Genomic DNA, 13,974 nt, shown 5'->3' on the forward strand with positions numbered 1-13,974 from the left:
CTCCTGGGTGAAAAGCAATCTCACATCCAGGATCTTACTAGCCATTGTTGGGGGCAGTTCAGTCAGCTTCAAGCACCCCATCCGGCTTGCACTTCTGGGGGTCGACAAAGTCCATGTCACGTCGATCGGGTGTACCGACAACCCCGACGATTGCTATGACACACAGTACGATCATGACCACTGACAAAGCCCAGGTGCCGGATGTCAGGTTACTGAGCCAGGCGAAGATAAACGGCAACGTACCGCCGATTGCAGCGGATGCGACTTCGCGACTGAACGCCATTCCCGTGTACCGGACGTTCGTCTGGAACATCTCCGCCAACATGGACTGTTGCGAGCCCAGCATAAGGTCCAGAGCAAAGGTCAGCACCAAAACTATGGCGAACCAGATCGCGATCGTATTTTTGGTGTCGAGGAGCCAGAACATCGGGAAGGCAGCCAGGACCGTCAGGGTCGCGCCCGCGATGAAGATCCTCTGTCTGCCGAATCTGTCGGAGAGATAGCCTGCCAACGGTATTGTCGCGAGCTTGATGACATTGGCGATGAGCAAACCAATTGTCCCGATGGAGGCGGCGAGACCTAGATTGTCCGTGATGTAGGTCAGCAGATAGACACTCGGCACGTAGGTGGCCACGTTTGGCCCAATGCTCAAAAGCAATCCCCGAATCACTGTCTTCGGCTCCGTCTTGAACACTTCCACAATGGGCGCTCTGGCCTGTGATTCCTGTTCCTCCACGTTGCGGACGTAGACCGGAGTCTCCGTGAGCTTGGCTCGGAAGTAGAGACCGACTACGACGAGCACACTGCTGAACAAGAATGGCACTCGCCATCCCCACGCCAGGAATGCCTCCTGCGGCAGAAACGTGAACGGAGTCAGTACGATCGCCGCGCCGGCAGCCCCCAGCCCGTTGCCTGCATTTGGCAATGCCGTGAAGAAGCCTCTCCGCGACTTGGGTGCATATTCTGCGGCCATCAGGGAAGCGCCTGCTAGCTCGGCTCCGGCACCCAGACCCTGCAGGATTCGGAGGAGAACCAAGAGGATCGGGGCTGCGACTCCGATTGTGGCATAGGAGGGAATTAGGCCCATGAGCGTGGAGGCTGCACCCATGAGGATGACCGTCGCGGTGAGCACGGGCTTGCGTCCAATCTTGTCACCGAGGTGGCTGAAGATGATTCCGCCAAACGGTCGGGCGAAAAAGCCGACCGCAAAAGTCGCCAAGGACTGAAGCACCCCGGCAGCCGGGTCACCCGATGGGAAAAACACGTGGCCAAAGACTACGGCCGCCGCGGTTCCGAACAGCAAGAAGTCATACCATTCCATCGCGGTACCGATGACGCTCGCGGCTACAACTCGATTGCGCATGGATCGAGAATTGTCCATCTTGCTGGTCTTCATGTCATGCCTCCATCGGTACCTTGTAGCCGGGCCCGAGATAAGCACCCTGTGCAGTGAGACGATGTTGCAATTCTTCAACATCTACCTCGACCGGATTTACGCCGTGATCGATTGCTAGTCCAGCGGCCTCGCCGGCGGCCTGACCGATCGCAAAGGCCGGTGGCATGACGCGCACCGCCGCCAGAGCCTCGTGCGTTGCAGATATACAGCGACCGGCGGCGATCACACCAGTTAGTGAGATAGGGACAAGCGAGCCATAAGGGATCTCATAGATATTCGCGGTCGCCGGCAGCTCATCATCGAAAGGTCCCTGCGTGCTTGAAGGACTGTGAATGTCCGCGGGATACCCGGCAACGGCGATGACGTCGTCGAAATGTCTCCCTTCAACCAGATCGCTGAGGGTCAACGTGTACTGCCCGGTAATTCGCCGCGACTCGCGCACGCCTACGGTTGCGGCGGTCTCGGTGACGCGTGCCCGTTCCAGGCCGGGAAGCCGATCGTGGAAGAACCTCATAAGTTCGGGGATCTGGTGGCGTGTGATGATTTCTGCGGCGGTGAGGTCTGCCGATTTCGTACCGTCCTTGCCCAAGACCCGCGTTGTGTTGATACTCCAGACACCGGGCTGCATGGTTTTGAATAGCTGGACTCCGCGGCGGGGAAGATCATAGGTGCCCTCTTCCTGTGCCTGTTCCACCAAGTGCTGGTAGGGGAAGTGCTCATCGGGATTTCGCCGTTTGTACTCTTCTACGGCCTCATCGTCTACATCTGCTATGCGGAAGAAAACGGTCATCGGCTGAGTCAGCCCGTCCTCGGTGCGTCCAAGCTCGAACTTTCCCCCACCGTGCGCGACGACATCGCCATCCCCGCTGCAGTCGATGGTGATTTTGGCCGGTAAGAACGTCAGGCCCTCTTTGCTCCCCACGATGACGCCCCTGACGTCCTCATTCTCGACAACGGTATCGACCACAAAACTGTGAAGCACGATGTCGACGCCAGCCTCTTGGCACATGTCCAGAGCCTCGAGCTTGGCAACCTCCGGGTCAAACGGTGTGACGGCCTCGTGGCCAAACTTCATGAACCCAGCGTATGGAGTCCCTGACTTAGTCTTGGAAGGGTGCACAGCCGCACCCTGTTGTTCTAGTCGCGTAATGAACTCGTCGAAGACCCCCCGTACCAGTTGGACGGAACCGTCCAGAGAAAAAGATGTCATGCAGGGGTTGACCATGCCCGCTGTCAGGTTCCCTCCGAGGAACCCATACTGTTCCACGATTCGAGTAGTCTTGCCAGATCTTCCCGCGGCTATTGCCGCCGCCAACCCGGATGGTCCACTGCCAACCACCAAGATCTCGGTTTCCGGCGCGACAGAAATCTTCTTCTCGTAATCCATGGTGGCCATCGTGCGCTTACCCTCTCACTATCAAAGACTGGTTCACCGTCTGCAACGGTTTTCTCAAGCTAGTGACCACGTTCGGGAGGTTCAATAACTTTGAACATCCGTGCGATATGCACACCTAGCCGGCGACGGGACCGGATGCACCCAGGGCTGAGACAGGGGGCTTCTCCGAGCCCGGCGATCAGCGCCTCCAGATCCAAGCGAACATGCGTTGCATGAACTGGCCAGCCCCACGCCACGGGCCAGACCAGGTTCGAACGCCTGAGAGGTCGGAAGCTACATCTCGAACAGGTTGAGGGGAACGTGCCGAGCCGGTGCTCATGCAACTTCAGGGATGCTCCTGGATGCCGCTCTCGTTGGATGCAGTGCCTCAATACCAAGCAGATGACCGTCCGTCATGCTGCATACATAAACACGGCCGATCGACGAAGCCGCCCTCGCAAACCGGCACCCACCCTCCACTGACTTCAAGAGGCCCGAAGGGTTAAGACCAATACTATAAACTTTGAATTATTGGAGCAACATGTCACCGAATCATAACAGTTTTACGCGTAAAGTAAACTTTTGATAACGGGAACCATCTGCTATTGATTCTATTTTGTGGATCACATAGCTTATTTACGTGGCTCGAAGAGATTCGCCTACTTGCAATTTCACTGACGCACACCAACCGAGAATAGGTATACTGCGAAATGAAAATTTCACACCCCAAGTCTCTGACAGCTGGCACAATCATTGTTTCTCTGGCACTCTCGGCGGGTGGCCTCGCGCCCGCCATGGCCGCCAGCACCGCCGAATCCAGCACAAATGTCGCACAGTCGGCTTCCACCGGACCGGACGGCCAGATATCGGAAGAACAGTTTCAGCACTCGATGCGGGCTCTCGATCAGCTTCCCGAGGATCTGAAGACCGCGGATCCCAAGACGACACCCAATTACGAGCAGAGACTCACCGAAGCCATCAACCAAATTGAGGGCAATCAGGTCGGTGGGGCTACCACGTACGTGAACTGGGTATCCTGCGGTGCGGCCCTGGCGGGTGTTGTGGTCCAGTATGGGGTTCCGGTGGCCAAAGTCGTCAAATGGCTCAAGGAAGGATATAAAATCTTCGGCGGTATCAAGGGCCTGATTACCGCAATCCGTAGCGGTGCTGCGGCTGCCGAGATCGGTGAGGACGCAGTCAGTGTGCTCGAGGGAGTGCTCGGGGTCAACGGGGTAGTCTCTGCCTGCAGTTAGAATAGTTGTCGCTTACGTGCGCCCCGAGAGGCTTTTCCGCCTAGTCTCGGGGCGCACCGTCTTTTGGAGGTGTCATGTCATTCGAGCCAGTTTCCCTCAAATACGCGTTGTCGGGATCAGCCGTTATCGGTGCACTGAACGCAGTTCCTGCTTTTATCGCAATTCTGGTCCTCAATTTCGCTCTCGTTCGAGGACCTGCACGATTGAGTATCGGCTCGGAAATCGCCATTGCTGTTCTGGTCGGAATTTTGGGGACCTGTTTGACCACTGTGATGAACCGTCACGAACAAGTCAAACAGCAAAAGACTATGCCTCATGGGACCCTTGTTGCCGTGACAGAGCTTGCCGGTATGACAATAGTAGGTGCCATCGTCACGCCCCTGTTCGGGATGGATCCTCGGTTCATTTGGGTAGGTGCCCTCGCCGGGCTGTTGGGAGCTATGCCTAGCTTCTTCGTGTTGTCTCCTTGGAAAGAGACTGCGTCCGAAGAGGACTTTCAACAGCGCAACAAGGAGTTCGGCGAGATGACTCGGCAGACGGCCCAGGAGTACAAGGAAGAGCTCCGACAGAAACAGCAGGCCAAGACTAGAAATAATCAAAACGACCCCTGGGACCAGGGCGCGAATCAGGATTGGTGGAAGTAGACGCTTGCAAGGCGATGGACGCCGAGCGTAAACCAGCCTGCTGGCCACTGGTCGCTAGCTCTTGGTCGTACGCTCCTTCAATTTCGATCAGTTTGCCGAACGATGGAGCCTGTGTGCAGATAGTGTTTTACATCATCTATTTCAACTGGTTCGATTCGCCCCGGGCAGTAGCGCAGCGTGACTCTCCGTGCAACAGTGCGGGCAGATAGATAACACCAACGAGGTTTTGTGGTGGGACCGTGACAATCCCGGAAAACGCTCAGATACCTGCAGACTGAAATTGTTTTTTTACCGTGTGTTTATGGGCTCTTCACAATTCGGGGTGTAGGTGTGGTCTGAATCCGCCGGCTTCGAGGAGTGCGCGGGCGATGTAGTTGGTGAGGTTGCGGAAGCCGAGGGCCAGGCCACGCAGGTGCTCGAGGCGACCGTTCACGGCTTCGGTAGGTCCGTTGCTCGTGCGCGGCCGGTCGAAGTAGGCCAGGACGTCGCAGGCGCGTCTGGTCAGGGTGCGGCCGAGCTTGCGCAGTTCTACCAACGCCTCAGGCACACTGTCGGCGAGGGCGTCGATCACGGAGCTCATCTCGACGCGGCCGGCTGCCCGGTCGGGGTGACGGTAGGCGGAGATCATGCGCTGGTAGATCCCCCAGGTGCACTCGACTTGCACGTGCCGGTCCCCAGCGAAGAGCTTGTCAAGGCGCTCGTGCTGGCGGTCGGTGAGCAGGTCAGCCCCGGTGTGCAGGGTCCGCCGCGCGGTGTAGAGCGGGTCGCCCTTGCGTCCGCGGTGTCCGTGCAGTTCCTGCTGGACTCGGCGGCGGCACTCATCGAGAGCGTCCCCGGCCAACCGGATGACGTGGAAGGGATCCATAACCGTGACGGCGTCCGGCAGCTCCTCGGTGGTGGCGGTCTTGAAGCCCGCGAACCCATCCATGGCCACGACCTCGATCCCATCGCGCCAAGCCTGGTCCCGCTCGGCCAGCCAGTCCTTGAACGCCTTCTTCGACCGACCTTCGACCACGTCCAGCAGGCGTGAGGGCCCGGTGCCGTCCCGGACCGGGGTGAGGTCGATGATCACGGTGACGTACTTGTCACCGCGCCGGGTGTGCCGCCACACGTGCTCATCGACCCCGACGACCTTGACACCGTCCAGGCGGGTCGGGTCCTCGATGAGCAGACGCCGGCCCTCAGCCAGGACCGCGTCGTTGGCGGTGTTCCACGCCACGCCCAGTCCTTCGGCAACTCGGGCCATCGACAGGTGGCCGACGACGATCCCGACCAGACCCCACCGCAGGCCGGCGCGGGAGATCTTGGCCCGCGGCGGCGCCGCAGCGGTGGTGTCCTGACGCCACACGTGCGAGCACTCCTTGCAGCGGTAGCGGCGCACGGTGAGCACCAGCGTGGTAGGGCGCCACCCGAACGGCTCGTGCGCCAACTCCCTGCTCACCGTGTCACGGGGCACGCCCTGGCAGCCGCACCGCCTGCACCAGTCGTCCGGCTCCACGACCCGGCACGCCAGCACGGACCGGTCAGGCTCGAGCAGCTGGCCGGTGACCTCCAGACCGAGGCCGTCGAGGCGGGTGAAGGTAGTCAGGTCAGGGCGCGTGAAGGTAGCGTCAGGCACGTCGAGGTCTTCCGGACGGGTTGTGTGAGAACTCCCATCATCGGAAGACCTCGACCCTCACCCCGACACCGACGCGCCGCCCCAGGTCGCACCACAGCTACACCCTCATCTGTGAAGAGCCTGGTAACGCCATCGGACGGACGTCATTGGGGCCCTGCCCCGCTGGGCACGCTGCCACCGGGCTCGGGACTGCCGCTCGGCCTTGCGACGGACTTCGCAACGCGCCAGGGCGGCGAGCCTCGTCGTCATGAACTCGTCGTCGGCCGTCGCGAGGTCGAGCTCATCGTTCGTGGAGACGGCCACGAGGTTGTGGTCGACGAGCACAACGAAGTCCTGGAGACTACGGTGCAGCCTGTCAAGAACGACGCCGACGACGGTGTCGATCTTGCCGGCGTCCGCATCGGCGAGCATCCGTGCCCAGCCCGAGTTCGGGCCACAGCTCTTCGCCGCGGAGAGCCCGTCGTCGACGTACTCACAGATGATGACACAACCCTCGTCTTCGACATGCCTCCTCCGGCGAGGCAGCTGTCGGTGGATGCCATCCGGGCCAGCCTTAGACTGACGCGCGTACAGGGATGCACGACGAGGAGGCTTGGCATTCATGCAACGACAGTAGTTCGGTTTGCACTTCCGACTGATTATCGAGAATATCTGCCCTATTACCGAGCGCCATCTACATCGGCTTGATCGACAACCGAACATGCTCCCGCTCGTCTTCAGTCAGCCCGTAGAGATCGAATAGCTGTTCATCGATTTCATCCGTCTGCACTGTCCAGTCGATACTGGATTCCGCCGACACGTCAACCTGAGGCACAAAGCGATACGTCTGTTTCGTCCCGTGCTGACTAATCTTTGCTTTTGCATGGAGAAAGCGGGCGAACCTCGTTTTCAGGAAGGCCACGAGGTTGCCAGCGGTCTCTTCCGTGAGCTCGAGATTACCACCCATGACGAGGAACGTCTCCGAGCACACAGTGCCAGGCGCCACGACGAATGCGTTCTGGTTGTCGTCGCTCAGTTCAGTCGCGATGTTGTTCGCATAAGGCGTGAACACCTTCCATCGATCAATCCAGTCGTGGCGGGCACGAACGTGTTCGAGGTCGATGTACCCGACCTTCTTTGCCTTGCCGAAGCACCGCACCGGGTTCTCCATCCCGCTCGGACTCGAGCGGAACTCAGGAGCATTGACAATGTTTCCCTCAAGACCGAAGGGCTTCCGCGATGAGACTTGATCTTGGAAGGAGACGAACCCTTCCGACTGAGTTACCTTCTGGACAATCTCCATCCCCTTCGAATCGCGAAGGAAGATTCCGAGACCGAAGGTGTTCAGCGGCCGAGTCGCTTCGAACTCGATTCCGCCCTCGCCTCGAGTGAGGACACGAGTCCCGCCGGACTCGTTGGCGTCGTAATTGGTATCCCGCAGGAAGAAGCAGACGCCGCCTCGATTGTTGGTGTCTGGGAAGACCTCATCTGGCCGTGGATAATCATGCAATTCTTTGATGTGCGGATCCGAGAGCATCTGGTCTCTGAAGTCACCCAACTGCTTGCCCCCGGTGTACCAGCGGCTTGGGATCACGAACGTCATGAACTCGGGACCCAATGCCAAGGCAGCATTAACGAAGTGCGGATAGATTGCCCTGGCACTGGCCTGGGCGCCTCCGTCACTGACCTGGTAGGGCGGGTTTGCCACGACAACACCAAATTTCACTGGGCCACTTCCTTCGTCGAACACAGCACCGAGGCCGCCGTCTACATTCAAATCGTAAGTCGTAAACCCCGTGGCAATGTTTTCCACATTCATCCCGAGGACTTCATAGAACCGTCTCGTGAACTCGTAGGCTATGCCGGACGTCGGCACAGAATAAATCACAGACTGCGCAACGGATGGATCCACCTCGAGATCTTCCACCAAGCGCTGATAGAACGCGAAGGCGAATTCCCCCGACTTGCTCGATACGTCGAGCAGCTTCTCGCCCCGCTCCACCAACGCTCGGAGGCGTTCGGCAGGGATCCGCCTTACCATCTCCTGGCAGAGCCACAAGGGCGTTCGAACTTCAGCATCGGAGATCCGGGTGAACTTCCCGAGTGCGCGCTCAGCTCTCTCGATAGGAGTGAGCCGCTCTTCCCGTGCGAGATGCGAGATGTTCTGAATCTTGTAGTCAAGACTGTTCAACTTGAACGGGTCAAAAGCCTTGTGGATGGAATCAAGAATCGATCGTTCGAGCTCAAGATTGTTTGCGATCCGAACATTCTCGCCTTCATCGATGATATCGATAACGTCCTGTAGCGACGCGACCTCGGCCGACGTGAGCATCGCGAAGAAGAGGATGCGCTGATAATAGGTCTGGAGCTTCTTCGCGAGCGACTTGACATCGTCCTCGTCGTTGCGCGAGCCGCGGGGAGGCCTCGGAGGCCGATCGCCACCTCCGTCGCCCCCTTCAGACTCATCGTCGAGGTCGAGGTCGACTTCTTCACCGTCGAAGGGATTGATGTTCATCCCGCCCCGTGAACCGATCTCCGCCTGCTGTTCGATCACCTGGCGAATCAGGTCGTTGTCCAGCAGGCCGAGGTCGACTGGCACGTCGCGCGCTTCGTCCTCGATGCTGCGACGCAGGTTGTACTCTCTCACCGCATCGAGGATGTTGGTCGGTTCGACTTCCGCGAGGCGGTTGCTGTTGATCGTCACCACTGGCGAGATACGCAGATCCTCGTGGAGGCGCTCGACGAGTCTGGCGTTCCCGGTCTCTTCGGAGTTCACGTTCGACATCAAGGAACGCAACTCTTGCATCTGGAACAGACGCGCCGGGTCGAAGTCCACCAGCAGAGTCTGCGGTTTGAGATTCTCCTTGATGACTTCTGCGCCATCCGGGGTCGCCAGCTCACGCACGTGCTGACTCTGCAGGCGGAAGGTAGCCTGGTCGTACTCCTGAGGCGAGGCCGTGTCCTTGAGGTACAGCATCGTGTCCCACTGCTCGACCGTGCTGCCCGTGAGCATGCGGTTGACCGTGAGGGTGAGCGTCTTCCGCCCCTCGCCGTCCGCTCGCGCGATCGCCTGTTTTACGTGTTGGGGATTCGGGTACTTCTTGGTGCTGTCGACGCCGGAGATGTTGATGATCTCGTACTCGTCCAAGTTCTTGAACGAAGACGCGTTCTGTTCGACGAGCGTCTGCATCGCGTCGCATGACGCGCGGTACGGGAGCACCATCACCAGGTGCCGGCACATCCCACCCTGCTTGATCTTGTCGTAATCGAGGAATCCCAGCAGGTTCTCGTCCTCCTGGGAACCATCGATCACGCGCAGCAGATCGAGGATCTCGGACTCGTGCTCGAATCTCTTGTGCGCGCCGCTCTTGCGATCGGCGGTGAGACTCTCGGGCTTGAGCAGAGCAGTGAACGCGTATGTGTCGCCGTTTTTTTTCAGCGCTTCGAGCTTGCGGCGAGACGACGCGTTGGGATTGAACGCGAATCGGATCATCTGCGGGAAACCGAAGTACGGGTTCTTCCACTCATCTTCGTCAGGATTTCCCTGGTCCCACAGCTCTTGCTCCCGGACGATGTCAGCGAACTGAACGAAGGCGATGATGTCCTCCGGCTCGAACTCGCCCCCCATCAAGATGCGATAGGGCGAACCGGATAGGTGTAGACGGATCTTCGCGTTGAGCACCTTGAGCTTGTCCTGGGCGTCCGCGAGCTCGACACGATCGTCTTCTGTCTGGACGATCGCGGCTTCCTTCTCGACGGGCTGGTTCGCCTCGCGCAGCACTGCGCCGTATTTCTCAGCTCGTGCACCGAAGTGCGTCTCATCGACGATCAGGAGGTCAATCTCGCTGCTGAAGACTTCCTCATGCTTCTCCTTGAGCTCTTCGCCCTGCAGATCCTGAAGCGTGAGGAAAACGACGACGCAGTCGTTCTCTGCGCGGGCCGTGCTGATCGCGTCCTCATCAGCCAGCAAGTCGTCCGCGTCGAGAAAGACGTTGCCCGCGAAGTTGCCCGCGGACTCGACCGTCTGCTTCCACTCACCTTTGACGTCCGCCTTCGCCGATACCACGAGCACTGTCTCCGCCTGCATGCGCTTCGCGCACAACAGGGACGTGAATGTCTTGCCGAAGCGCATGACGGCGTACATCAGCAGGTTCGTCCGTCCTGCATCGACGGCGGCCGCGAAGCTGTCGAGTGCCGCCTGCTGGTTCGGCCGAGGCACCCACTCCGCCCCACGAGCGAACCGGAAGGTCTTGCGCAGGCGTTCGGACGCGTCGAAGAAAACGTAACGCCCACCATTGTCCTGGTGGTCTCGGTGAATGTCCTTGATAGCGAGCTCGACGTCCTCGGAACTGGCGCTTTCAAAGAACTCGGTGCTGTAGTAGACGTCCGGAGCCAAAGCATCCCGCTCGATCCGAGAGAGACCGCGCTCCTGCGACAGGAACTGGTGGACCGAATGATCGCGGAAGTAGACGTCGTCGGCCACCGACGCGGAGCCCTCGAAGTGCTGCTGCAGGTCCGGGTAGTGTTTACGCCACTCCTGAAGGCGTCGCCGCACTGGCCGGTAAGTATCACCGACCTTGAGGAAATTCGGTACGGTATTTGTGCTGAACGCGTAGATGTGCGGGCGCACCCGACCAACGATCAACCCGTCGACTACATCCAGATTCTCGATCATCTCAGCCCTTGTTTAGCTCGCCAGCTCGGAGTACGTGTGCTTCTTCTTGGCCCGCCAATCTCGGATCACGCACTTGTGGTCAGGGGGATCGTCGAAGTCGCCGAACAGGGGAAGGAGCCCTGTGTCTAGGGGCAGCGCCTGGAGCGGCGGTCGCCCGGTCCGGGCATCCATCTGCCATACGTTCCACGAGATCACGCTGGCGATCGCGACCAGCTCGGCGCTAGAAGGTTCTTGCCCCAGCGCAGCCAGCGAGTATTCGGTGTAGGACGCGAGTAGGTTTTCGCGCGCCAGAAGGAGACTGTCACCTTGGTACTCGAATCCATAGATGCTCTCGAAGGCGCGCCGCGCCCACGCGCGCCACTCTGACGCATCCGCAGCGTTCTCCGAAACGACCCGAAGCTTGCGGTCCAACAGCCCAATCCGACGTTCCAGTTCGATCGGTTCACCAGTCGCCGCGTCGTACCGGCTGACGAGGTACGGCGCCTCACCACATGCAGCCTCCATGCGGCGCTCGTCCACATATTTCCTCCACGTGCGACGTCCGCGAGGCTCGAAGTCGACCTTCGACGGCTGCAGGTCCCAGCCCTTCGCTGTCGACCGATTGAACACGCCAGAGCGGCCGAACCACGCGTCATCAACACGATTGTTCTGCTCGTTGCACAGCCACGACGGCGTGAAGACTTCAGCCTTGTCCTTGGTGCGGTCCCAGCGCTGCTCCTTGGACTTCTCGACTCGGGGCCGGATAACGCCTTGATGCGTCCCCGTGATCGAAGAGACGGTGATCTGCGAGGAGGGATCGTAGCCGTCTCCGAGCGCCGCGTAGTGGTCGGTTGCCCAAATGATCTTGCCGCCGGTCGTACGGTCGACCAGGAGAAGCTCCAGGACTTGCGGCGAGATGTCGATGATCGCGTCTTCGCTCACGTCGATGTCGAGCATCGCGCCCCACTGAACGGCTCCGTGATTCGCCACTGTCTCCATCTCCTGCTGAGGCGGACGCTCGTCGTCCCTGGGCACGCGTAGACGCTTAGTCGGCGCATCCCAAAGCCAGAACTCACCAGGAATCGAGTATGGGGCTGTGTCTAGAATTGCGTGCATCCGCACATGTCCCTACTTCTTCCCGCCAGAGGTTAGTCCGCTACGAAATTCCACCGCATCACCATCAATACCTTGTTTGAGAATGGCCAGCGGGAAGCGTTCTATCACCCTCGCTGCCAGTTCTTCGGTGCGGTTCTCGATGTCGTCAGGGGTCCAAGACTCCCTCGTGGCCAGGTCAGCGTTCAGTGACAGTCCGTTTCGATAGCCGATGTGCCTGCCCTTTGCGTCCTGGCGGTCGCGCTTCTCAGGGAACGACTTGTTGCCGAGGTTGCTGTTATACGCGGTAATGGTGAGGTTGCCGAGCCTATGCTTGTGCTCCTCCTGAACCTGGGCAGCGACCTCCTCGCCCCCGAGCATCTCCTTCCACTCAGCCGGAAGGTTCTCGCCCTGCGGGAGGATGTGCTCGATCGTCCAGACGAAACGGTTCTTTTCCTGACGCCACAGGTCGACACGCGTCTCCTTGGTCATGGCGTCCTCGGCCAGCGTCGCGAGGACGAACCGGGCGACGTCGCTGTTCTCCTCGTAGATTCGCCCCAGGAGGCGGGTGCGGAACTCCTCGTCGGACACTGAGGCCGCACTCAGCTTCTCCCCGACGATCTCCACCACATCGCCGCCTCGGGCATCACCCACAGCGTCGATGGTCGTCATAAACAGTTTCGCCAGTGCGTGCGTCTGCGGGTATCCCGTGAGGTTGCGTCGGACAAAGAAGCTCGTGAGGCGGTCTACGACCGTCTCGATGTGTGCATCTGTCAGAACCAGATCGGACTGCTTCGATATCAGCCACATGAGGAGCACGTAGGACGGCGCGCCCTGAGCGCGCATCAGGCGTTGGAACGACCGGTCAAGGGTTGTCGGCTGATCGAGTTCAACGACGCAGTTGATTCGCCCGTAGATCTTGCTCGCCGTCACCAGCGAATCGATGACGCGTTTGAGGCCCTGCTCGAGAATTTTCTCGTAGACCCTGATCAAGTTGGACTTCGTGGCGACCGAGGCGTTTGAGACTTCGGGCAGCTCTGATTTGAACGCGTTGTAGTAGTGGCGGAGGAAGCGCTCCTGGGTGGAGTAGCTGTCACCGAGGCTGGTCAGCATGTCGTTCCAGTGCTTGAACGCCTCGTCGACGTCCATGATCTGCTTCTTCTCCGACTCGGCGAGAAGGTGGTTCTTGATCAGGTCCACCGGTGAGAGGGGCATCCCACGGTTGTTCAGGGACTCGAACAGCACGAACGCGTCCGCGTGGTTGGCCACCTCGATCTTCACGATCACCGCCTGCAGGGCCGCCTCATGCACCCGCAGGGCCGCCTCCGGCTGTGTGATCTCCTCAGTCTCGGCGAGCCTCTGGATCGCGGAGCGGAAGTAGCGGTAGCACTTGGCAATCCTGCGGCTGGGGAAGTACGGCTTCCATTCTCCCTCCACCGGCAGGCCGGCTTCCTCGAGCACCTTGCGGAAGTCGGAGAGGTTGTGGCCCTGCTTCTGCGGCGTCACCCTCGGCTGCTGGTCGGCTTTCCGCACCAACTGCCGACCGAGGTTGATGACATCCGTTCGTGTGTCGTCGTCGAGATCGTCGAGGTGCTCCTTGAGTACCGAATAGACGGCGGCCAACAACAAGGTGAGCGTCGTCAGTCGCTGCTGCCCATCGATGACCTGCAGGATGTTGCCCTCGAGCGTGTCCGTGGTCTGGTCGAGCGTGATGATGGTGCCCAGGAAGTGCGCGCCGTCGGCCTCGATGAGATCTTCGAACAGGTCTTCCCAGTGGGACTTATACCAGGAGTACTCGCGCTGGTAGGGCGGGATCCGGTACAGCACGTTGCCTTCGTGACTGAACAGCGTGTGCACCGGATACTGGTTGGCAGATTTGATCATCGAGACCCCCCCAGCTCACGCGCCCATAAGTGGCTGACCTCTCCGTCGATGAAGTCGCGGACCCTGGCGTGCAGGTTGC

At 59.7% G+C, this 13,974-nt stretch carries 9 protein-coding genes; 2 read left to right on the forward strand and 7 right to left on the reverse strand.

The genetic code is table 11. The annotated features are described in order from the left end of the window. Positions 1-58 precede the first annotated feature (58 nt). Entirely contained in the window at positions 59-1,396 is a 1,338-nt protein-coding gene (locus AB0Y14_RS03870; RefSeq protein ID WP_436587921.1) for an MFS transporter, read from the reverse strand. Position 1,397: 1 nt separating this feature from the next. Beyond that, a complete protein-coding gene (locus AB0Y14_RS03875) occupies positions 1,398-2,783 on the reverse strand; it encodes an FAD-dependent oxidoreductase (protein WP_436587922.1) in 1,386 nt (461 codons plus the stop codon). Between the two features lie 698 nt (positions 2,784-3,481). Here AB0Y14_RS03875 and AB0Y14_RS03880 point away from each other — a divergent pair. Beyond that, a complete protein-coding gene (locus AB0Y14_RS03880) occupies positions 3,482-4,024 on the forward strand; it encodes a hypothetical protein (RefSeq protein ID WP_436587923.1) in 543 nt (180 codons plus the stop codon). Positions 4,025-4,098: 74 nt separating this feature from the next. After that, positions 4,099-4,668, forward strand: coding sequence for a hypothetical protein (locus AB0Y14_RS03885; RefSeq protein WP_436587924.1), 570 nt, complete (start codon positions 4,099-4,101; stop codon positions 4,666-4,668). A gap of 310 nt (positions 4,669-4,978) precedes the next feature. On the opposite strand, the gene AB0Y14_RS03890 is transcribed toward AB0Y14_RS03885, so the two are convergent. The 5 genes from AB0Y14_RS03890 to AB0Y14_RS03910 form a co-directional block, all read right to left on the reverse strand. Beyond that, the gene (locus AB0Y14_RS03890; RefSeq protein WP_048680651.1) at positions 4,979-6,286 is read right to left on the reverse strand and encodes an ISL3 family transposase; all 1,308 of its coding nucleotides are present in this window, start codon (positions 6,284-6,286) and stop codon (positions 4,979-4,981) included. 105 nt (positions 6,287-6,391) lie between these two features. Continuing rightward, a complete protein-coding gene (locus AB0Y14_RS03895) occupies positions 6,392-6,889 on the reverse strand; it encodes a recombinase family protein (RefSeq protein ID WP_436587925.1) in 498 nt (165 codons plus the stop codon). Positions 6,890-6,959: 70 nt separating this feature from the next. Further along, on the reverse strand, positions 6,960-10,940 hold the full coding sequence (locus AB0Y14_RS03900; protein ID WP_436587926.1) for an Eco57I restriction-modification methylase domain-containing protein: 3,981 nt from the start codon (positions 10,938-10,940) through the stop codon (positions 6,960-6,962). 12 nt (positions 10,941-10,952) lie between these two features. Then, positions 10,953-11,954 carry a hypothetical protein gene (locus tag AB0Y14_RS03905; RefSeq protein ID WP_436587927.1) on the reverse strand — a complete coding sequence of 334 codons (1,002 nt, stop codon included), beginning with the start codon at positions 11,952-11,954 and terminating at the stop codon, positions 10,953-10,955. 93 nt (positions 11,955-12,047) lie between these two features. Beyond that, positions 12,048-13,895 (reverse strand): DUF262 domain-containing protein, encoded by a 1,848-nt coding sequence (locus tag AB0Y14_RS03910; protein WP_436587928.1) that lies wholly within the window; start codon positions 13,893-13,895, stop codon positions 12,048-12,050. Between the last annotated feature and the right edge of the window lie 79 nt (positions 13,896-13,974).

Origin of the sequence: Rothia sp. HC945 (genome assembly GCF_051370785.1) — a bacterium.
Lineage (GTDB): Bacteria > Actinomycetota > Actinomycetes > Actinomycetales > Micrococcaceae > Rothia.